The organism is Variovorax paradoxus (genome assembly GCF_030815975.1).
In the GTDB taxonomy this organism is placed as follows: domain Bacteria; phylum Pseudomonadota; class Gammaproteobacteria; order Burkholderiales; family Burkholderiaceae_C; genus Variovorax; species Variovorax paradoxus_N.
Map to the genome: position 1 here is coordinate 3,813,751 of NZ_JAUSXL010000002.1, position 21,234 is coordinate 3,834,984.

At 68.6% G+C, this 21,234-nt stretch carries 16 protein-coding genes; 10 read left to right on the forward strand and 6 right to left on the reverse strand.

Translation table 11 applies throughout. The features are described 5' to 3' along the window. The first annotated feature begins 10 nt into the window (after positions 1 to 10). Together QFZ47_RS21640 and QFZ47_RS21645 are read left to right on the forward strand one after the other, a co-directional pair. Entirely contained in the window at positions 11 to 985 is a 975-nt protein-coding gene (locus QFZ47_RS21640; RefSeq protein WP_307657584.1) for a LysR substrate-binding domain-containing protein, read from the forward strand. After that, positions 982 to 2,244, forward strand: a complete 1,263-nt coding sequence (locus tag QFZ47_RS21645) for a DUF418 domain-containing protein (protein ID WP_370880603.1) — start codon at positions 982 to 984, stop codon at positions 2,242 to 2,244. Before QFZ47_RS21640 ends, QFZ47_RS21645 begins: the two co-directional genes overlap by 4 nt. On the opposite strand, the gene QFZ47_RS21650 is transcribed toward QFZ47_RS21645, so the two are convergent. Genes QFZ47_RS21650 through QFZ47_RS21660 form a run of 3 tightly spaced genes read right to left on the reverse strand, consistent with a single transcriptional unit; the run spans position 2,220 to position 6,615 of the window. Next, the gene (locus tag QFZ47_RS21650) at positions 2,220 to 3,314 is read right to left on the reverse strand and encodes a mechanosensitive ion channel family protein (RefSeq protein ID WP_307657585.1); all 1,095 of its coding nucleotides are present in this window, start codon (positions 3,312 to 3,314) and stop codon (positions 2,220 to 2,222) included. The two genes, QFZ47_RS21645 and QFZ47_RS21650, sit on opposite strands and share 25 nt — an antisense overlap. Continuing rightward, positions 3,314 to 5,554 (reverse strand): FUSC family protein, encoded by a 2,241-nt coding sequence (locus tag QFZ47_RS21655; protein WP_307657586.1) that lies wholly within the window; start codon positions 5,552 to 5,554, stop codon positions 3,314 to 3,316. The genes QFZ47_RS21650 and QFZ47_RS21655 overlap by 1 nt, the downstream gene beginning before the upstream one ends. Further along, positions 5,554 to 6,615: an inositol monophosphatase family protein gene (locus QFZ47_RS21660; protein WP_307657587.1), complete on the reverse strand. Its 1,062-nt coding sequence runs from the start codon at positions 6,613 to 6,615 to the stop codon at positions 5,554 to 5,556. Before QFZ47_RS21660 ends, QFZ47_RS21655 begins: the two co-directional genes overlap by 1 nt. A gap of 120 nt (positions 6,616 to 6,735) precedes the next feature. Here QFZ47_RS21660 and QFZ47_RS21665 point away from each other — a divergent pair, with 120 nt between their 5' ends. Together QFZ47_RS21665 and cysE are read left to right on the forward strand one after the other, a co-directional pair. Next, positions 6,736 to 7,467 carry an RNA methyltransferase gene (locus tag QFZ47_RS21665; RefSeq protein ID WP_307657588.1) on the forward strand — a complete coding sequence of 244 codons (732 nt, stop codon included), beginning with the start codon at positions 6,736 to 6,738 and terminating at the stop codon, positions 7,465 to 7,467. A gap of 76 nt (positions 7,468 to 7,543) precedes the next feature. Continuing rightward, on the forward strand, positions 7,544 to 8,314 hold the full coding sequence (gene cysE / locus QFZ47_RS21670) for a serine O-acetyltransferase (protein ID WP_307657589.1): 771 nt from the start codon (positions 7,544 to 7,546) through the stop codon (positions 8,312 to 8,314). Between the two features lie 209 nt (positions 8,315 to 8,523). Here the strand turns inward: cysE and cadR are convergent, their stop codons facing one another. Next, on the reverse strand, positions 8,524 to 8,997 hold the full coding sequence (cadR, locus tag QFZ47_RS21675) for a Cd(II)/Pb(II)-responsive transcriptional regulator (protein ID WP_307657590.1): 474 nt from the start codon (positions 8,995 to 8,997) through the stop codon (positions 8,524 to 8,526). Positions 8,998 to 9,069: 72 nt separating this feature from the next. Here cadR and QFZ47_RS21680 point away from each other — a divergent pair, with 72 nt between their 5' ends. Together QFZ47_RS21680 and QFZ47_RS21685 are read left to right on the forward strand one after the other, a co-directional pair. Further along, on the forward strand, positions 9,070 to 11,349 hold the full coding sequence (locus QFZ47_RS21680; protein ID WP_307657591.1) for a heavy metal translocating P-type ATPase: 2,280 nt from the start codon (positions 9,070 to 9,072) through the stop codon (positions 11,347 to 11,349). Between the two features lie 80 nt (positions 11,350 to 11,429). Continuing rightward, complete coding sequence (locus QFZ47_RS21685; protein ID WP_307657592.1) at positions 11,430 to 12,704, forward strand: cation:proton antiporter; 1,275 nt, start codon at positions 11,430 to 11,432, stop codon at positions 12,702 to 12,704. A gap of 4 nt (positions 12,705 to 12,708) precedes the next feature. Here the strand turns inward: QFZ47_RS21685 and QFZ47_RS21690 are convergent, their stop codons facing one another. Together QFZ47_RS21690 and QFZ47_RS21695 are read right to left on the reverse strand one after the other, a co-directional pair. After that, positions 12,709 to 14,040 carry a heavy metal sensor histidine kinase gene (locus tag QFZ47_RS21690; protein ID WP_307657593.1) on the reverse strand — a complete coding sequence of 444 codons (1,332 nt, stop codon included), beginning with the start codon at positions 14,038 to 14,040 and terminating at the stop codon, positions 12,709 to 12,711. Continuing rightward, complete coding sequence (locus tag QFZ47_RS21695; protein WP_307657594.1) at positions 14,037 to 14,714, reverse strand: heavy metal response regulator transcription factor; 678 nt, start codon at positions 14,712 to 14,714, stop codon at positions 14,037 to 14,039. Before QFZ47_RS21695 ends, QFZ47_RS21690 begins: the two co-directional genes overlap by 4 nt. 162 nt (positions 14,715 to 14,876) lie before the next feature. Here QFZ47_RS21695 and czcI point away from each other — a divergent pair, with 162 nt between their 5' ends. The 4 genes from czcI (at position 14,877) to QFZ47_RS21715 (ending at position 21,234) form a co-directional block, all read left to right on the forward strand. Then, a complete protein-coding gene (gene czcI / locus QFZ47_RS21700; RefSeq protein WP_307657595.1) occupies positions 14,877 to 15,248 on the forward strand; it encodes a cation efflux protein, CzcI family in 372 nt (123 codons plus the stop codon). Between the two features lie 98 nt (positions 15,249 to 15,346). Continuing rightward, on the forward strand, positions 15,347 to 16,681 hold the full coding sequence (locus tag QFZ47_RS21705; RefSeq protein ID WP_307657596.1) for a TolC family protein: 1,335 nt from the start codon (positions 15,347 to 15,349) through the stop codon (positions 16,679 to 16,681). A gap of 17 nt (positions 16,682 to 16,698) precedes the next feature. After that, on the forward strand, positions 16,699 to 17,997 hold the full coding sequence (locus tag QFZ47_RS21710) for an efflux RND transporter periplasmic adaptor subunit (RefSeq protein WP_307657597.1): 1,299 nt from the start codon (positions 16,699 to 16,701) through the stop codon (positions 17,995 to 17,997). A gap of 9 nt (positions 17,998 to 18,006) precedes the next feature. Continuing rightward, complete coding sequence (locus QFZ47_RS21715) at positions 18,007 to 21,234, forward strand: CusA/CzcA family heavy metal efflux RND transporter (protein WP_307657598.1); 3,228 nt, start codon at positions 18,007 to 18,009, stop codon at positions 21,232 to 21,234.

Below are 21,234 nucleotides of genomic sequence, written 5' to 3' on the forward strand. Positions count from 1 at the left end.
GAAGACCAGCATGTCAGCCATGAACTTTGCGCGCCTCAAGCTGCGCCATCTGCAATGCCTCGTGATGGTGGCGCAAGAGCGCAACCTCGTGCGCGCGGGCAAGGCCCTGTCGCTCACCCAGCCCGCGGTGTCCAAGACCATTGCCGAGCTGGAAGAGATCGTCGGGCGCCAGTTGCTGCTGCGCCGCCGCCGTGGCGTCGAGCTCACGCCGGCGGCAGAGGTGCTGGTGCGCCATGCCGTCTCCGCGCTGCGCGGACTGCGCGAAGGCATGGGCCTGGCGATGGACCAGCCTGAAGCCGACCAGCTGCGCGTGGCCGTGGGCGCCTTGCCCAACATGGCGGCCAACCTGCTGCCCGAGGCCGTCGCGCGGCTGAACGCATTGCACCCGGCGCTGCGCGTGCGGGTGGTGAGCGGCACCAATGCGCAGCTGATGACGCAGCTGCGCCAGGGCGAGATCGACCTCGTGCTCGGCCGCCTGGCGCAGGCCTCGGCCATGGCCGACCTGGCGTTCGAGCAGCTCTACAGCGAGCCGCTGCTGCTGGTTGTGCGTCCCGGCCATCCGCTCGCCGCGCGCCGCAGGCCCACGCTCGATGCTTTGGCCGCCCATCCGCTGGTGCTGCCCGTGTCGGGCACCCTGATCCGCCACACGGCCGATGCCTTCCTGATCGCGCGGGGCATGGCGCTGCCCAACCGCCTGGTCGAGGCAACGGACACGAGCTTCGTGGTCGGGCTGCTGCAGCGCTCCGATGCGGTCTGGTTTGCGCCGCAGGGGGCTGTGGAGGGCTTCATTGCACAGGGCATGTTGAAGCGCCTGGCCATCGACACTTCGAGCACCGAAGGGCCGGTGGGCTTCACGGTGCGCCGCGGCGGCGAGGCAGGCGAGGTGGGCGAGGGCGTGCGGTTGCTGGTCGAGGTGATCCGCGGGATCGTCGCGGCCACGGCGCGCGGGGGCCTGGCCGGTGCCAGACTCGGGAATACCGCATGACCAGTACTCCAAAAGACATGGCGCCCCCCAACCCTTCCGCGCAGAACCCGGACGGCGCCTCGAACGAACGCCAGCAGATGGTCGATGCGCTGCGCGGCTTCGCGCTGCTGGGCATCCTGGTGGTCAATATCGCGAGCTTCGCGTCGACTTACTACGGCATCGGCATTCCCGATCCAATGGGCGTCTCGCTGGCCGACCGCTGTGCCTCGTTCGTCCGGGCCTTCGTGTTCGAGAACAAGTTCTACCTGCTGTTCTCGTTCCTGTTCGGCTACAGCTTCACGCTGCAGATGCGGGCGGCCGAGCGCGAGGGCAATGCCTTTGCGCCGCGCATGGCACGGCGGCTCGTGGGACTGTGGGTCATCGGCGTGGTGCATGCCGCGCTGCTCTACTACGGCGACATCCTCACCACCTATGCGGTGCTGGGCGCGGTGCTGCTCGTGCTGCGGCGGCGCGGGGACGTGTTCATGGCGTGTGCGGCGATCGCGCTGGTGCTGCTCACTTCGCTGCTGTGGGCTGCCGTCGGCCAGATGTACACGCATGCGGACATGCTGATGGCAACGCAGGCGGCATACGCCGAGGCCGCCGCGGCGCTGGCCGCCTACCGCGCCACGCCCGCCATGGTGGTCGTGCAGCACTTGCGCGACATCTCACAGACCTGGTGGATCACCGGGCTGGTGCAGGCGCCGGAGGCGCTGGCCATGTTCTTTGCGGGGTTCATTGCCGGCAGGCGCGGGCTCCTCGCGCATGTCGAGGTGCATCGCACCCTGTTGCGGCGGGTGCTCCTGTGGGGCCTCGCCATCGGCTTGCCCGGGGCGCTGGCCGATGCCCTTCCAACCCTTCGGCTGAACGACGCGGTGCGCGATATCCAGGGCCTTGCGATCACCCTGCTGACGGCGCCGTTCTTGTCTGCCGCCTACGCGGCCGGCATGCTGCTCGTGTTCCAGAGCGCGCGGGGCCGCGTGCTGGTGCAGCTGCTGGCGCCGGCGGGCCGCATGGCACTGTCGAACTACCTGCTGCAATCGCTGGCCTGCGCGTGGATCTTTCTCGCTTATAGGCTGCGGTGGATCGGAATGATCGGGCCGCTAGCCACATTTGCGGTTGCGTTCGCGATCTTCGCGGGCAACGTGGTACTGAGCCGGTGGTGGATGCGCCGCTTTGCCTACGGTCCGGCGGAGTGGCTGCTGCGCGCCTTCACCAAGCTCCAGCGTCCGCCGCTGCGCCGCCGCCCCGCGGATCAGTGCGGTGGCGCGGCTTCCTGAACCATCGGGCCTTCCGCGCGGGCAGCCTGCATGCCCTCGCTCTCGATGCGCATCCTCGGCAGGAACTGCGGATACTCCCGCCGCATGAAGCCGATGAGCCCTTCGCGCACCTTGCAGCGCAGGTCGAACGCAAGGCTCGACGTGGCCGCGGTGCAGAGCACGCGAACCTGCATGGTTCGCTCGGTGGCATCGGTCACCTGAAGGTTGAAGAAGCGGCCGTCCCACTCGGGGGCCGCCTTCACGATGCGTTCGACCTCTTCGCGCAGCGGCCCCATTGGCATGCCGTAGTCGGCATGGACGAAGACCGAGCCGAGCAGTTGCGATGAGTGGCGCGTCCAGTTCTGGAACGGCTTCTCGATGAAGTAGCTGAGCGGCAGGATCAGGCGCCGGTCGTCCCAGATCTTCAACACCACGAAGGTGCCCGTGATCTCCTCGACGCGGCCCCATTCGCCCTCGACCACCAGCACGTCGTCGATGCGGATCGGCTGCGCCAGCGCAATCTGCAGCCCGGCGATCAGGTTGCTGAACACCGGCTTGGCCGCCAGGCCGGCCACGATGCCGATCACGCCCGCGGAGGCCAGCAGGCTGGCGCCGACCTGGCGCGCACCCGGAAAGGTCATGAGCATCATCGCGCCGCCGGCCACCAGCACCACCGACATGGCCGTGCGCGCGAGCACGCGCGTCTGCGTGAGCACGCGGCGCGCCTGCAGGTTGTCGGCAACGTCGGACGGATGCTGCGCGAGCACGCCGTCGGCAAAGCCGCTGATGGCCCGCACCGCGAGCCAGGTGGTCGCGGCGATCAGCAGCAGGCCGTTGAAATGCCGCACGCTGCCGAGGAAGCGCAGATCCTCGGGCGCGGCCTGGAAGATGAGCAGCAGCGCCACCAGCGGCAGCACGAGCCGCGCCGGTGCGTTGCAGTTGAGCACCATCGCGTGCAATGCAGGCGCGGGACGGGTGATCCGTTTCAGCACGACGCCGCCGATGCGGTGGATCAGCAGCGCGAGCGGAACGGCGATCAGGGCTGCGAGCCAGGTACCGAACCAGGGGTGGGCAAGGAGCTCTTGGTTCATCAGGCAGTGGTGGGCGTTGCTTCTGTTGTCTCGTTCAGATGTTGAAGAATGCGCGCCGCGTCGTCGCGCAGCTGCGTCGAAAGTGCCGTGGCCAGGTCGAGCCGGCGCAGCAGCCAGGGGCTGATGTCGTTGTCGAACGGGTCGGGCAGGGGAATCGGGCCCCCCACGGTGGTGGAACCGGGGCTTTCGGGCAGCGACGGGCCGGTGGTCGGTGCGCTGCCGATGGCGGCCTCGATGCGCTGCGCGGTGCGCGCGAGCGGGCCTTCGATCTCGGCGGCCGTGAGCCGGTCGCGCCGCAGTACGAGCATCGATTTGACGGCGCTGAGCTGCGCCAGCAGCTGGTAGCTGTGCGCCTGCAGGTGTTCGAGCGGCTCCAGCGGCGGCTGCACCGCGCGCGGCTCCGACAGCGAGCGCTGCGTGGCCTGCACCAGGGCCGAGAGGCTGTCGTAGGCCTCGCGGCGCGCGAGCCGCCATTCGAGCTCGGGACTGCTGTCGACGGCCTGCAGCTGGCCCAGGCCGAGCGCCAGGCGTGCATGGCGGGCCTGCGCGGTGAGCGTGCGCGCCACCAGCGCCGGAATCTGCCCGCGCTCCCAGGAGGGCAGCACGTAGCAGAAGCCCCAGGCCAGCGCGGCGCCGATCAGCGTGTCGGCGATGCGCTCGAACAGCGCGAAGAGGGGCGCGGCGCCCACGTTGAGCATGTGCGCCTGCACCAGGCCGAGCACGGTGGCCGCCACGGCGGTGATCAGGTAGCGCCGCACCGCGAAGCTGTGCGCGATGGCCTGCGCCACCGTGAGGATGATCAGCAGCATGAGCGGCGAAGGATGCGCCGAGAGCAGGCCCACCGCGAGCACGCTGCCCAACAGCGTGCCGGCGACGCGGCTGTTGCGCCGCTCGAGCGTCTGCGAAAGGCTCCCGCGCAGCACCACCACGATGGTCAGCAGGATCCAGTAGTCGTGCGAGCCCCAGGGCAGCGACACCGCAATGGTGTAGCCGGCCGCAATGGCCAGCGCCGCGCGAATGGCGTGGCGCAAGGGCGGCGCGTCCCAGCGCCACAGCGTGAGGAAGGGCAGCAGCGACCAGTCGGTCGGGCTCACGAACATCTGCCAGTTGGCGCGCACCACCGCAAGATTGGGCTCGGCATCGCCGCGCGCCATGGCCGACAGGCGCAGCACCTCGTCGTTGATGTGGCCGATGCGGCTGGCCAGGCCGCGTGCGAGCATGGCGGCATTCGGGCCCGGCAGGCCGTGGCTCGCTATATGGTCTTCGCCCGACAGATGAATCGACGCGAGCCGCGGCCGCCGGTCGGCCACCGCCTCGGGCTGGCGGCCCATCAGCAGCGCGTCGCCGAGCGCGGTGGTGTCGTCGGCCAGTTCTTCGAGCACGCGGCGCATTTCGATCAATGCCTCGGCATGCGCGGGATGGCTCTTGAGCGCGTCCAGGTCGAGCTCGCTTGCGAGCAGCTGGTCGCGCATTTCGAGCACGATCACCAGCATGGCGGCCAGCCGCTGCCGGCGCGGCGTGCGCGGCGATTCGAGCACGATGTCGCGCGTGGCCTGCAGCTGGTCGGCCAGCGCGGCCTGTTCGCGCAGCAGCCGGCCCAGCAAAGGCGCGGGGGTTTCGCGGATGTCGCTGGTGTCGTCGCGCGGCGTGAACTGGCTGGCCTCGGTGCGCATCAGCGCGGCCAGCGAATACAGCACGTCCGAGACCGACTGCACGCGAAAGCGCCAATTCAGCGCATGGTTGGCGAGCGTGGCCCAGATCACGTAGAGCCCGGCGCCAAGCCCGAAGTGCCAGGTACGCTCGAGCGCCTCGGCCATGCCGCTCGGCGCGGGCGTGGCCATCGAGAAAATCATCGAGAACATCACCGCGATGGCAATGGGAATGCCCCGCTTGCCCCAGGCCATGGCCAAAAAGGCGACGAAGGTGGCGGGCACCAGCACCAGGCCCAGGCGGATCGGCGCGGTGTGCAGCAACTGCACGAAGAAGAACAGCGGCAGCCCGATCAGCGGGGCCGGCAGCATCTGGAAGAACTTGCCGCGGCGCGGGCCGGGCAGGTCGGGCGGGGCCGTGACGATCACGCCCACCGCGGCTGCCGATGCCGCGATGGCGCCGAGCCACAGGTGCGCGCCGGCCGAGATGACGAGCAGGCCGAGAGCGACGGTGAGGCCGCTGGCGACGTACTGGCTCAGCGCAATGCGCAGCGCAGCACGGAACCGGAGGGCGGCACCTGGCCCCTGCATCACTTGGCGGAAGCGTCGCCTTCGGAGGAGCCGCCGCTGGCGGGCGCGTCGCGGCGGATGCGCGTGAGCTTGCGCTGCACGGGGGCTGCCGGTGCAGCCGCGGGAGCGGGCGCCTCGCCGTCGAGCGGCGCAGCCGTCAGGTCGGTGACGGTGCTGCGGGCGTACAGGTCCACCGATTCGTCGGCACCGGGCCGCGCGGCGGCCGACACGGCGCGCACGCGGTCGCTGGCGCGCATCTTGTCGTCGATGCCCGCGAACTTGGAGTATTTGGCGAGCAGCGGCACCAGCTGGCCGTAGATGCGCGGTGCGCCGGCCAGGCATTCGCGCTGTTCCAGGAAGTCGGGCTCGCCCGTGAAGTTGCCGATCAGGCCGCCGGCCTCGGTGACCAGCAGCGAACCCGCGGCCACGTCCCAAGGATTCAATCCGGTCTCGAAGAAGCCGTCGGTGAAGCCGGCCGCCACATAGGCCAGGTCGAGCGCCGCGGCGCCGGGGCGGCGCAGGCCCGCCATGCGGGGCATCATGTCGGCCATGATGGCCAGGTACTGCTTGAAGTTGTCGCCGCTGCGGAACGGAAAGCCCGTGGACACCAGGCACTCGCTGAGCTTGACCCGCTTGGACACGCGGATGCGGCGCTCGTTCATGTAGGCGCCGCGGCCCTTGGTGGCTGTGAACAGGTCGTTGCGGCTCGGGTCGTAGATGACCGCCTGCTCGATCTTGCCGCGCACCGACAGCGCGATGGACACGCAGTAGACCGGGAACCCATGGATGAAGTTGGTGGTGCCGTCGAGCGGATCGATGATCCAGACGTAGTCCGAATCCTTGGCGCCGTGCTCGGTGCCCGATTCCTCGGCCAGGATGCCGTGCCCCGGATACGCGCCAAGCAGCGTTTCGATGATGACCTGCTCGCTGGCGTGGTCGACTTCGGTGACGAAGTCGTTGACCTGCTTTTGCGAGATGCGCACGGCCTCGACGTCGAGGGCGGCGCGGTTGATGATGGCGCCGGCGGCGCGTGCGGCCTTGACGGCCACATTGAGCATGGGATGCAGGTTGGGGGACGACATTCTGGATTGTGAGAAGAACGGTGGGGTAGGTCCCCTGAAGGCGACCCTGCGGTCCGGCGATGCGGGCGGCGAGAATCAGGCATTTTACCGGCTCCGCCCGTTTGTGTCTCCCAACCCGCCATGCGCACCCGTTTCATCCTGATCCAGACCAGCCACGCCGGCAATGTGGGCGCCGCCGCCCGCGCCATGAAAACCATGGGTTTCGACGACCTGGTACTGGTCGCGCCGCGCTGGGCCAACGTGCTGCGGCGCGAGGAAACCATCCAGCGCGCGAGCGGCGCCCTCGACGTGCTGACCAACGCCCGCATCGTCGAAACGCTCGACGAGGCGCTCGACGGCGTGACGCATCTGTGCGCCACCGCCATGATCCCGCGCGACTTCGGCCCGCCCACGCGCACCCCGCGCGAGCACCTGGAGCCGCTCGCAAAGCAGGGCGACCAGCACGTGGCCTTCCTGTTCGGCTCCGAACGCTTCGGCATGCGCAACGAAGACGTCTACCGCTGCAACGTGGCGCTGAGCATTCCGACCGATCCGAAGTTCGGCTCGCTCAACCTCGGGGCCGCCATTCAGGTGGTGGCCTACGAATGGCGGCTTGCGCTGGGCGGCTACGAGGTGCGCGACGCCACGGCGCCCATCGAGGCGGCCGATGCCAAGGCGGTGGCCGGCATGCTCGACCACTGGGAGCGTTCGCTGGTGGAGATCGGCTTTCTCGACCCGGCGGCACCCAAGAAGCTGATGCCGCGGCTGCAGCAGCTGTTCAACCGCGCCCAGCCCACGCCGGAAGAAATCCACATCCTGCGCGGCATCGCCAAGGCGATGGCCGATGCGGCCCGGGCGCCCAAGAGCCACTAAAACCCCAACGTTCGTACGCGAAGAAGCCGGGCTTTAGACTGCCCTTCCTATAACGATATAACGACAAAAGGCAGCGATGTTCCCTCGACTGCGCGCCGACATCCGGTGCATCCTCGAACGCGACCCGGCCGCGCGTAGCGCCTGGGAAGTGATCACGGTCTACCCCGGCTTCCATGCCGTGGTGCTGCACCGCTGGGCGCACGCCTGTTGGACGCACGGCTTCAAGTGGCCGGCCCGCTTCATCGCGCACGTGGCGCGCGGGCTCACGGGCATCGAGATCCACCCGGCCGCCAAGATCGGCGAGCGGGTGTTCTTCGACCATGCCATGGGCGTGGTGGTGGGCGAGACCGCCGAGATCGGCGACGGCTGCACCATCTACCAGGGCGTGACGCTGGGCGGCACCTCGCTCTACAAGGGCACCAAGCGGCATCCGACGCTGGGGCGCAATGTGGTGGTGAGCGCGGGGGCCAAGGTGCTGGGCGGATTTCTCGTGGGCGACGGCGCCAAGATCGGCAGCAACGCGGTGGTCATCAAGCCGGTGCCGGCAGGAGCGACCGCGGTGGGCATTCCCGCGCGCATCATCCCGTCGAAGGCGGGCGAGAGCGCCGATGTGGCCGCGCCGCAGAAGTTCTCCGCCTACGGCATCACGCAGGACGACGACCCGCTGAGCCAGGCGATGCGCGGCCTGGTCGACAACGCCGCGAGCCAGGAGCATCAGATCGCGCTGCTGTGGCAGGCCATCGAGAAGCTGTCGTCGCAACCGGGCACCAAGGACTGCGTGCCCTGCGACGCGGCGCGCGACGAGAGCTTCGAGGCGGAGAAGCTGACGCAGCTGATCGGCAAGTGACGTTCAGGGTGCTCTTGTTCAGGGTGCGTGCACAGGCCACCGGGTACTCCCCTCCGCGAATGTCCTCCGGCCTTCGGCCTCCCCCTTGATTTCGCTGCGGGGAGCACCCGATGCCCTGTGCACCTGGGCACGCTGCCATTGATCTTGCGATCAACAACCGCTCTGAACAACGCTCCCGTCGGCGGGAGCGCGCCCTGAATAACTCACCCTCAGGTAGAACGCTTCGCAGACGTGTTGTGCAGCGACCCATGCACATGCCCCGCGTGTTGCCCGAAGGGTTCGGTCGCGAGTGCGGCCGTGTCGAGCTCCTGCAGGATGCCGCAGTTCTGCGCTGATTCGGGCCCGCAGCATTGCTGGCGCAGCGCCTTCAGCTGCTTTTCCAGTGTCTTGAGTTCGCGGATGCGCGCGGCCACGTGGCCGATGTGGTCGTCCAGCAGCTGGTTGACCTCGCCGCAGTCTTCTCCGGGCGCATCGCGGAACCTGAGCAGGCTGCGGATTTCGTCGAGCGTCATGTCCAGCGAGCGGCAGCGGCGGATGAAGCCCAGGCGCTGCGCATGCTCGTCGTCGTAGATGCGGTAGTTGCCTTCGGTGCGCGCCGGCTCGGGCAGCAGCTGCTCGCGCTCGTAGTACCGGATGGTTTCGACCGGCGTGTTCGCGACCTTGGCCAGTTCTCCGATTTTCATGATGCGGCAGGGCTGAAGTGGAGGAATTACAGCGTTTGACTCTACACCTGCTTCAGGGTTTCCAATGGCTTCATGACGAACCAGAATGTCCTGAAACCGGTGGCGCCGCACCTTCATCCGCATGCGCAAGCCGCGGCCGAAACAAGCTGCTGCGGCAGCCCGGCCTGCGGATCGCCGGCGGCCTCCATCCACACTGCCGACATCCCAAAGGGCGCCTTGCTGTTCCGCATTCCGACGATGGATTGCGCGGTCGAAGAGTCCGAGATCCGGCGCGCGCTCGAACCGGTCGCGGGTGTGCGGGGACTGCGCTTTCGCCTCGGCGAACGAACGATGGCCATCACGGCCGATGAAGGCGCCTTGTCCGGCGCGCTCGATGCCATCCGCAAGGCCGGCTTCAAGCCCGAAGCGCTGAACGATTCGGCAAGCAGCCCGGCTGCCGGCGCGCAGGCTGCGGCCGCTCCCGGGAGCATCGCGGGCATGAGCACCGGCTTCGCGCGCCTCATGGCCGCGCTGGTGCTGGCCATCGCGGCCGAGGCGGTCTCCTTCCTCGCGTCTGACGGCGCCGGGTCCATGGCGGCGGAAATGGGGCTCGCGCTTGCGGCCATCGCATTGGCCGGGCTCGACACCTACAAGAAGGGTTTTGCCGCGCTGCTGCGCGGGCGCCTCAACATCAACGCCCTGATGGCCGTGGCGGTCACGGGTGCCTTCCTGATCGGGCACTGGCCCGAGGCCGCGATGGTGATGGCGCTCTATGCGATTGCCGAGCTGATCGAGGCGCGCGCCGTCGATCGCGCCCGCAACGCCATCCAGGGCCTGCTGGCGCTGGCGCCCGAACTGGCGGAGGTCAGGCAGCCCGACGGCACCTGGAAGACGGCCAAGGCCGATGCGGTGGCACTCGATGCCGTCGTGCGCATCCGGCCCGGCGAGCGCGTGCCATTGGACGGCGTGGTGACCGAAGGGGCGAGCGCCATCGACCAGGCACCGGTCACGGGCGAGAGCATCCCGGTCGACAAATCGGTCGGGGACCCGGTGTTCGCGGGCACCATCAACCAGACGGCTGCGCTCGAATTCCGCGTCACCGCCGTGGCGGCCAACACCACGCTCGCCCGCATCATTCATGCGGTCGAAGAAGCGCAGGGCACGCGCGCGCCCACGCAGCGCTTCGTCGACCGGTTCGCAGCCGTCTACACGCCCGCGGTCTTCGTGCTGGCCATTGCCGTGGCGCTGCTCACGCCCTGGCTCATGGGCTGGGGATGGATCGAGGCCCTCTACAAGGCGCTGGTGCTGCTGGTCATTGCCTGCCCGTGCGCGCTCGTCATCTCGACGCCGGTCACGGTGGTGAGCGCGCTGGCCTCGGCCGCGCGGCGCGGCATCCTGATCAAGGGCGGCACCTACCTCGAAGAGGCGCGCAAGCTCAAGGCCGTGGCGCTCGACAAGACCGGCACCATCACCGAAGGCAAGCCGAAGCTGGTCGCATCGAGCCTGCTCGACCGCGCGGCGGATGAGAATGCGGTCTTTGCCATTGCAGCGAGCATTGCGGGCCGGTCGGACCACCCCGTGTCGAAGGCCATTGCCGATGGCCTGAAGCGCCAGCCCCAGCCGGTCGACAACTTCAGGGCCTTGCCCGGACGCGGCGTGCAGGCCACGCACGAAGGCCGCAGCTATGTGCTTGGTAACCACCGCCTGATCGAAGAGCAGGGCCTCTGCAGTCCGGCGCTCGAAGCCCAGCTGAAGCAGCATGAAGAGGCCGGGCGCACCGTCACGCTGCTGGCTTCCGGCCGGTCCGTGCTGGCGCTGTTCGCGGTGGCCGACACCATCAAGCCTTCGTCGCAGGCGGCCATGGCCGAGCTGCGCGCGCTGGGCGTCACGCCCGTGATGCTGACCGGCGACAACGCCGCCACGGCCCGGGCGATCGGCATGCACGCGGGCATCGACGACGTGCGCGGCAACCTGCTGCCCGAGGAGAAGCTGGCTGCCATCAAGGCGCTGCAACAGCGCCATGGCATGGCCGGCATGGCGGGCGACGGCATCAACGATGCGCCGGCGCTCGCGCAGGCCGACATCGGCTTTGCGATGGGCGGCGCCGGCACCGACACGGCCATGGAAGCGGCCGACGTGGTCATCATGAACGACGACCTGCGGCGCCTGCCCGAAACCATCCGCCTGTCGCGCCGCGCGCACGCGGTGCTGTGGCAGAACATCACGCTGGCGCTCGGCATCAAGGCGGTGTTCTTCGTGCTCGCGGTGTTCGGCAGCGCCACCATGTGGATGGCCGTGTTTGCCGACATGGGTGCGAGCCTGCTGGTGGTGGCCAACGGGCTGCGGCTGATGCGCACGCCGAAGGCCGGCTGAGGAATCAATGGGCCGCCCGCTGGTTCGACGCGGGCGGGGCAAACTAAGATCGAGCGATACCCGTCACCGCCGTCTCGTCCATGTCCGTCACCTCACTGCTGCTGCAGCTCGTCGTCATCCTCACCACCGCGCGTCTCTGCGGCTGGGTGCTTCGCCATGTGGGCCAGCCCAGCGTGGTGGGCGAAATGGCCGCGGGGCTCATGCTCGGGCCGGCGGTCATGGGCGCGCTCTTTCCGTCGCTGCACGCGCAGCTGTTCTCCAGGGACCAGCTGCAGGGCCTTTCGTCGCTGTCGACGGTGGGGCTGGTGCTGTTCATGTTCGTTGTCGGCCTGGAACTGCGGGCTTCGCGGAACATGCGGTCGCAGCTGAAGGCCGCCGGCGCGGTAGGCGTGCTCAGCGTGGTCGTGCCGCTGGCGCTGGGCCTCGCGATCTCGCCGGCGCTGTATCCCACGCTGGCGCCGGCCGGCGTCGCTTTCTGGCCCTTTGCGCTGTTCATGGCGGCGGCGCTCTCCATCACGGCCTTTCCGGTCATGGCGCGCATCCTCAAGGACCGCGGCATGACGCGCACCTCCTTCGGCCAGCTCTCGCTCAGCGCCGCCGCGGTGGTCGACGTGTTCGCCTGGATCCTGCTGGCCTTCGTGGTGGCCCTGGTGGGCGCGGGCGAGGGCTACGCGGGCCTCATAAAGATCACGGTTGGCGTGGTCGTGATGCTCGCGGTGCTGTTTTTCGGCCTGAAGCCGGCCTTTGCCTGGCTGCTGCGCGTGAAGGCGCCCGACGGCGAACCTTCGACCACGGTGATGGCCTCGCTCATGATCGGCCTGCTGGTCACCGCGCTGTTGACCGAATGGCTGCACCTGCACGCGGTGTTCGGCGCTTTCCTGTTCGGCGCCTGCCTGCCGCGCGACGACCGGCTGCTGCGCTCGCTGAGCGAACGCATCGAGCCGATCTCCATCGTCGTGCTGATGCCGCTGTTCTTTGCGCTGGCCGGACTGGGCACCACGGCGAATGCCTTCTCCAGTGCGAGCCTGGGCGCGATGCTGCTGATCGTGGGCGTTGCCACCGTCGGCAAGATCGCCGGCGGCGCGGCCGGCGCACGCATCGCCGGCTACGGCTGGCGCGACAGCCTGGCCACCGGTTCGCTGATGAATGCGCGCGGGCTCATGGAGCTGATCGTGATCAAGATCGGGCTTGACGTCGGGCTGATCGGCCCCGAACTGTTCACCATGCTGCTGGTGATGGCGCTCGCCACCACCGCGATGACGGGGCCGCTGATCAACCTGGTGATGGGGCGCGCAAAGGTTTCCACCGCAGCCGAGAAGGCCGAAGCCGAAGCGCAGGCGCGCGCCAAGCCGTAGGACCTCAGCGCGCGAGCGGCACTGCGAACCCGATGCGGGTCTCGCCATCTGCGCTGGAGGCGAACACGCGGCCGCCATGCATGCGCGCAATGGCCTCGACGATCGAGAGCCCCAGGCCGTGGTGGCGCGCCGACCTGTCCCTTGCGGCGTCGGCGCGATAGAAACGCTCGAACAGGCGCGGCAGCGTCTCGGCCGCGATCGGTTCGCCGCGGTTCACGACAGTGAGCGTGGCTTCGTTCGGGCCCGTGCAAATCTCTATGCCGATGCGGGATGCCGGCGCTGCGAAGCGGATGGCATTGCCCAGCAGGTTGGAAAGCGCGCGCCGCACAAGCGAAGCATCGACATCGGCCACGGCGTCGCCGGTGAGCGTGGCCGCGAGCCCGGCTTCCTCGAGCATGGCGTCGTGAAAGTCGACCACATCGCGCGCCTGCGCCGCCAGGCTGGTACCGGCCTTCACGCGCAGCGGTGCGCCGCGCTCGGCCTGCGACAGAAAGAGCATGTCGGTGACGATGCCAGAGAGCCTGCCGACCTCTTCGAGGTTGGAGGCCAGAACGGCTTGCAGCTCTTCGTTCGGCCGCGGGCGCGACAGCGCAAGTTCGGTGGAGCCGATCAGGTTGGCGAGCGGCGTGCGCAGCTCGTGCGCGACGTCGGCATTGAACGATTCGAGTTGCACATAGGCCTTCTGCACGCGCAGCAGCAGGGCATTGAACTGCGTGATCCACGGATGCAGTTCGCGCGCGAACGCCGATGCGTCGATGGGCTGGTTGATGTGGTCCGGCGTCAGTGCGGCGGTGCGCTCGGCCAGTGCCTGCAGCGGCCGCAGCCCGCGCCGCACCAGCTGCGCGCCGGTCAGCGACACCAGCAGCGTGCCCAGCACGGTGGCCGCCAGCAGTGTCCATGCAAGGCGGCGCAGCAGCACCACATCCCTTGCCACGTCGATGCCGATGCGGATCGAAAGCGGCGTGCCGCCGCCTGCCCGGCCCCACGTGTGCACGAAGTCGCGCTGGACCCAGCGCCCGCCCGCGGCCGGTGCCGAGCGAAAGAAAACGCTGCCGTCGGACTGCCGCGCGATCGACAGGCTCACGTCGTCCTGCAGCGAGAAGAAGTCTTCTAGCTTGTGGCGCAGGAAGGAAAGATCGCCGTCCTTCTCGCCTTCCTCCAGCAGGTGCCGCACCAGCTGCGCCTTGTTGTCGAGTTCGCCGTCCTGCTTCTCGCCGAAGCTCCATGCCGTGACCAGGTACACCGCGAGGCAGGCCACGCTGAGGCAGAAGAAGGCCTGCGCGGCGAACCAGGAGGTGAGCCGGTTGCGTATCGAATGCGGCCGTGTCGGGCTCACGACCAGGAACGATCCTCGAGCACGTAGCCCATGCCGCGCACCGTGTGCAGCAGCTTGACGTCGAATGGATCGTCGATCTTGCTGCGCAGCCTGCGGATGGCCACCTCGACCACGTTGGTGTCGCTGTCGAAGTTCATCTCCCACACCTGCTCGGCGAGCGTGCTGCGCGAAAGTATCTGCCCGCGGCGGCGCAGCAGCACCACCAGCAACGTGAACTCCTTGGCCGTGAGGTCCAGGCGCTTGCGGTCGCGAAAGCACTTGCGGCTGGCCAGGTCGAGCTCCAGGTCGGCCAGCCGGAGCATGGTGGACTCCTGCGGCTTGCCGCGGCGCAGCAGCGCCTGCACACGCGCCAGCAGTTCGGAAAAGGAGAAGGGCTTGACCAGGTAGTCGTCGGCGCCTTGCTGCAGGCCGTTGACCCGGTCTTCGACCTTGTCGCGGGCGGTGAGCACCAGCACGGGCACGTTGCTGGTGCGCCGTATCGCTTGCAGCACCGCGAAGCCGTCGATGCCGGGAAGCATCACGTCGAGCAGGATCAGCGCGTAGTCGCCCTCGGTGGCGAGGTAGCGGCCTTCGATGCCGTCGCGCGCGATGTCGACCACATAGCCGTTCTCCTCCAGGCCCTTCTTCAGGTAGTCGCCCAGCTTGGGTTCGTCTTCAATGACCAGAATTCGCATCGACGGATGTTAACGATGGGGTGGGGGCGCCGGAGGTTACGAATTCGTAATCACGGCGAGGGGCAAGATCCCGCACGCCTGACTTACATTGCGCCGCAACCTGCAGACCGCAGGGGCATTGCAGGCCAGCGTGCCACATGCCGTCGATATACTTTTTGGTCCATGCGCCGCTGGCTCCTCATCTTCCTGCTGCTTCTGCTCCCGTTCCAGTTCAGCTGGGCGGCATCGGCCGCCTATTGCCAGCACGAGCGCGATGCGCAGCCGAGCCACTGGGGTCATCACGAGCATGAGCCGGACCGCAGCGCGGGCAGCTCCCGCACCGACGACGCACAGAAGAGCCCCGGCACCCAGCCCAACGCCGTGCTCGGCGATTGCGCCGTCTGCCATCTGGGCCAGGCGCAGCACCTGCCCTCGGCGCCTGATCGCATGCAGGCGCTGCCAATGGCGCAGTCGCTGCGCGCCGTGTCCGATGAACATTTCATCTCGCACATCTCCGAAGTGCCCGTGCCTCCTGCGTGGCCTCTCGCCCTTTGATTCGGCGAGAGAACGACCCATCCCCCTGATACCCGACATCAGCAGCTGAGCTCTCGCCGAATTCGTCCGTCCGTTGTTTTGCAACCCAGGAGAATTCGATGCGCACGCTCTTCGTGCCGCTGGCCGTCATGGCCCTGGCGGTGCCCCCGGCATTTTCACAACCCGTTGCCGGTTCCCACCCCTCGCCGATCCGGCCCGCGGCCGCGGCAACGGCGGAGCCCGCCGGTCCGCTGGACCTGCGCAGCGCGCTTGCGCTCGCACGGCAGTTCAACCCCGGGCTTTCGTCCGCCTCGCGCGAGCGGGAGGCCACCGATGCGGCCGTGCTGCAGGCCGGTGCCTGGCCCAATCCCGTGCTCGAAGCGCAGCTGGAAGACCTGCGCCGCGGCAACCGCACCACCACGCTGCAGCTGAGCCAGCCCATCGAACTGGGCGGCAAGCGCGCAGCCCGCGTGGCGGCGGCCGAGCGTGCGCGCGACCAGGCCGCATCGGCACTGCTCGCGCGGCGCTCCGAGCTGCGCGCATCGGCGATCACGCTGTTCTTCGAAGTGCTGGCTGCGCAGGAGCGCTTGCGCCTGGCGCAGGACTCGGTGGGGCTTGCAGAGGCGGCCACCCGCGCCGCCGCCAACCGCGTGGCGGCGGGCAAGGTTTCGCCTCTGGAAGAGAACCGCGCGCGCGTGGCCGAGGCCGGCATCCGCGTCGAGCTGCTGCAGGCCGAGGGCGCATTGCGTTCGGCGCGCCAGCAACTTGCTGCGCTCTGGGGCAACCCGAACCCGCGCTTCACGCGCGCGGACGGCGCGCTCGACCGGCTGCCGGCCGCGGTTGAAGCGGGGAACGTGGAGGGCCGGCTTGCCGCGGCGCCCGTGCTGCGCCAGGCGCGGCTCGAGGTCGAGCGGCGCCAGGCGCTGTCTGAGCTGGAGCAGGCCCGGCGCATGCCCGACCTCACCGTGTCGCTGGGCGCGAAGCGCGTGCCGGCCGACGAGGGCATGGGCAGCAGCAGCAGCAGCGGCCGCAACCAGGTCGTGGTGGGCCTGTCGGTGCCGCTGCCGATCTTCGACACCAACCGCGGCAACGTCGCCGAGGCGCTGAGCCGCGAAGACAAGGCGCGCGACGACCTCGCCGTGGCCGAACTGCAGCTGGGTGCCGACGTGGCGCAGGCCACCGAACGCCTGCGCTCGGCGCGCGCCACTGCCCAGACGCTGCAGCACGACGCGCTGCCCGGTGCCGAAGCCGCCTACAAGGCCGCGGCCAGGGGCTTCGAGCTCGGCAAGTTCGGCTTTCTCGAGGCGCTCGATGCGCAGCGCACGCTGTTCCAGGTGCGCAGCCAGCACCTGCTTGCCGTGGCCGAGGCGCATCGCGCGGCCGCAGAACTCGACCGGCTGCTCGGCACCGGCGGCGAAGAAGAAACCCCGCATGCGGCACCTGCCGCGCGCTGACAAGGAACGCACGAATCATGAACACCGAAGAAGAACGCAAGACCTTCGCCGAGCGCATCGGCAAGAAGCAGTGGATGGCCATCGCGGCCGTGCTGGTGGTGGGCCTCGGCGCCGGCGCGATGATCCTGCGCACCGCGCCGCCCGCGCCTGAGGTCGCCGGCCATTCGGAAGCCGAGGGGCATGCCGATGGCGAGCACCATGAGGAAGGCCACGCCGAGGGCAAGGAGGACCACGGCCGCGGACATGGCGAAGCCAAAGGCCACGCCGGCGAGGAGCACAAGGGAGAAGAGAAAAGGATTGCCTTCACGGATGAGCAGATCCAGGCCGCCGGCTTGGCCATCGAAAGCGCCGGCCCGGCGCGCATCCGGTCGTCGCTGCAGCTGCCCGGCGAGATCAGGTTCAACGAAGACCGCACGGCCCACGTGGTGCCGCGCGTGGCGGGCGTGGTCGAGAGCGTGCCGGCCAACCTCGGGCAGGAGGTCAAGCGCGGGCAGGTGCTGGCGGTGCTCTCGAGCCCGATGCTCTCGGAGCAGCGCAGCGAGCTTCAGTCGGCGCAGCGCCGGCTCGAGCTGGCCCGCACCACCTACCAGCGCGAGAAGAAACTCTGGGAAGAAAAGATCTCGGCCCAGCAGGACTACCTGCAGGCACAGCAGGCCATGCAGGAGGCGCAGATCGCCGTGGCCAATGCGAACCAGAAGCTGCTCGCGCTGGGGGCCGCGCCCGCCTCTTTGGCACTTGGCCGCTACGAGCTGCGCGCACCCTTCAACGGCATGGTGGTCGAGAAGCACATCTCGCTCGGCGAATCGGTGAAGGAAGACGCCAGCGTCTTCACCATTTCCGATCTCTCGACCGTGTGGGCCGAGATCAGCGTGGCCGCGAACAACCTGAAACTCGTGCGCGTCGGCGAGCCGGTGACCATCCGCTCCAGCGCCTTCGAGCAGGCGGCCAGCGGCACGGTGTCTTACGTGGGTTCGCTGATCGGCGCGCAGACGCGCACCGCCACGGCGCGCGTCACGCTGGCGAATCCGCAGCGCATGTGGCGGCCCGGGCTGTTCGTGAATGTGGAGCTGGTTGCGTCCGAAGCGGAGGCGCCCGTCTCGGTGTCTGCCGATGCAGTGCAGACGGTGGAAGACAAGCCCACCGTCTTCCTCAAGGTGCCCGGCGGCTTCATGCCACAGCACGTGCAGATCGGCCGCAGCGACGGCCGGCGCATCGAAATATTGAGCGGCCTCGTGCCCGGCACCGCGCATGCCGCGAGCGGCAGCTTCGTCGTGAAGTCGCAGCAGGGCAAGAGCTCTGCCACGCACACCCACTGAGGACACCGCATGTTCGAACGAGTCATCCGGTTTTCCATCGAGCAGCGCTGGCTGGTCCTGCTGGCCGTGCTGGGCATGGCCGCGCTCGGCGTCTTCAGCTACCAGAAGCTGCCGATCGACGCGGTGCCAGACATCACCAACGTGCAGGTGCAGATCAACACCGCCGCGCCGGGCTATTCGCCGCTCGAGGCCGAGCAGCGCGTGACCTACCCGATAGAGACGGTCATGGCCGGCCTGCCGGGGCTGCAGCAGGCCCGGTCGCTGTCGCGCTACGGCCTCTCGCAGGTGACGGTGATCTTCGAGGACGGCACCGACATCTACTTTGCGCGGCAGCTCGTGAACGAGCGCATCCAGTCGGCGCGCGAGAACATGCCCAGCGGCATCTCGCCGGTGATCGGGCCGATCTCGACCGGGCTGGGCGAAATCTATCTCTGGACCGTGGAAGCCGAAGAGAGCGCCAGGAAAGCCGACGGCAAGCCTTACACGCCCACCGACCTGCGCGAGATCCAGGACTGGATCATCAAGCCGCAGCTGCGCAACGTGAAGGGCGTGACCGAGATCAACTCCATCGGCGGCCACGCGAAGGAGTTCCAGATCGCGCCCGACCCTGCAAAGCTGCTGGCGCACGGCCTCACGATGACCGACATCGTGGCCGCTCTGGAGCGCAACAACGCCAACGTGGGTGCGGGCTACATCGAGAAGCGCGGCGAGCAATACCTGATCCGCGCACCGGGCCAGGTGAAGTCGGCGGAGGACATCGGCAACGTGATCCTCGCGAACTCCAGCGCCAGTGCCGGCGGTATTCCGCTGCGCGTGCAGGACGTGGCCGAGGTCGGCGTCGGCCAGGAGCTGCGCACCGGCGCCGCCACCGACAACGGCCGCGAGGTGGTGCTGGGCACGGTGTTCATGCTGATCGGGGAGAACAGCCGCACCGTCTCGCAGGCGGTCGACAAGAAGATGCAGGAAATCAACCGCACGCTGCCCGAAGGCGTGAAGGCCGTCACGGTGTACGACCGCACGGTGCTGGTCGACAAGGCCATTGCCACCGTGAAGAAGAACCTGTTCGAGGGTGCGGTGCTGGTGATTGCGGTGCTGTTCCTGTTCCTCGGCAACCTGCGCGCGGCGCTGATCACCGCGCTGGTGATTCCGCTGTCGATGCTCTTCACCTTCACCGGCATGGTGAACCAGAAGATCAGCGCCAACCTCATGAGCCTGGGCGCGCTGGACTTCGGCATCATCATCGACGGCGCGGTGGTGATCGTGGAGAACTGCGTGCGGCGCCTCGCCCACGCGCAGGCCAGGCATGGGCGGGCGCTGACGCGCAGCGAGCGCTTTCACGAGGTGTTCGCGGCCTCGCAGGAGGCGCGGCGGCCGCTGCTGTTCGGCCAGCTGATCATCATGATCGTGTACCTGCCGATCTTTGCGCTCGCGGGCGTGGAGGGCAAGCTGTTCCACCCGATGGCCTTCACCGTGGTGATTGCGCTGCTCGGCGCGATGATCCTGTCGATCACCTTCATTCCCGCGGCCGTGGCGCTGTTCATCGGCAACAAGGTGAGCGAGAAGGAGAACCGCCTGATGCAGTGGGCCCGGCGCGGCTACGAGCCGCTGCTCGCGCGCGCGATGGCGGCCAAGCCGCTGGTCATTACCACGGCGGTTGTGGCGGTGGTTCTGTCGGGCCTGCTGGCCACGCGCCTGGGCACGGAGTTCGTGCCGAGCCTCGGCGAGGGCGACTTCGCCATCCAGGCGCTGCGCATTCCGGGCACCAGCCTCACGCAGTCGGTCGAGATGCAAAAGCAGATCGAACGCACGCTGAAGGCGAAGTTTCCGGAGATCGAACGCGTGTTCGCGCGCACCGGCACGGCCGAGATCGCCTCGGACCCGATGCCGCCGAACATTTCCGATGGCTACATCATGCTCAAGCCGGAGAGCGAGTGGCCCGAGCCGCGGCGCACGCGCGACGAGCTGCGGGACGCCGTGCAGCAAGAGGTCGAGAAGCTGCCGGGCAACAACTACGAGTTCTCGCAGCCGATCCAGCTGCGCTTCAACGAGCTGATCTCGGGCGTGCGCAGCGACGTGGCCGTGAAGATCTTCGGCGACGACATGGAGGTGCTGAACAAGACGGCGGCCGAGGTGGCGGAAGCCCTGGGCAGGATCCCCGGCGCCACCGAAGTGAAGGTCGAGCAGACCACCGGCCTGCCGATGCTCACGGTGAACATCGACCGCGGCAAGACCGCGCGCTACGGCCTCAACGTGGGCGACGTGCAGGACGCGGTCTCCATCGCAGTGGGTGGGCGCGAGGCGGGCACGCTGTTCGACGGCGACCGGCGTTTCGGCATCCTCGTGCGGCTGCCCGAGCACCTGCGCACCGACCTGGAGGCGATCAAGCGCCTTCCGCTGGCGCTGCCCATGGGCGCGGGTGCGCAGGCGCAGCAGCGCGCCAGCTTCATCCCGCTCGGCGAAGTGGCCACGCTGGAGTTCGCGCCGGGTCCGAATCAGGTGAGCCGTGAGGACGGCAAGCGCCGCATCGTGGTGAGCGCCAATGTGCGCGGGCGCGACCTCGGCTCCTTCGTGGCCGAGGCCGGGGAAGCGATGCGCAAGGTGCGCATTCCGCCGGGCTACTGGACGGCCTGGGGCGGCCAGTACGAGAACCTGGCGTCGGCCACCGAGCGGCTGCAGGTGGTGGTGCCGGTGTCGCTGCTCCTGGTGTTCACGCTGCTGTTCGCGATGTTCGGCAACCTGAAGGATGGGCTGCTGGTGTTCACCGGCATTCCGTTCGCGCTCACGGGCGGCATCGTCGCACTGTGGCTGCGCGGCATTCCGCTGTCGATCTCGGCGGCGGTGGGCTTCATTGCGTTGTCGGGCGTGGCGGTGCTCAACGGACTGGTGATGATCTCGTTCATCCGCAACCTGCGCGAGGGCGGGCTGCCGCTGGACGCGGCCATCCGCGAAGGCGCGCTCACCCGGCTGCGGCCGGTGCTGATGACTGCGCTGGTCGCGTCACTGGGCTTCGTGCCGATGGCGATTGCCACCGGCACCGGGGCCGAGGTGCAGCGGCCGCTGGCCACCGTGGTGATTGGCGGCATCCTCTCTTCGACCGCGCTGACGCTGCTGGTGCTTCCGCTGCTCTACCGTATCGCCCATCGACGCGATGAAGACGAAGAGGCGGAAGAAGTCCGCGAGCAGAACCACGGCGCACCCCTCGATCCTGCGCAAGGAGTGATGACCCATGGCACATGA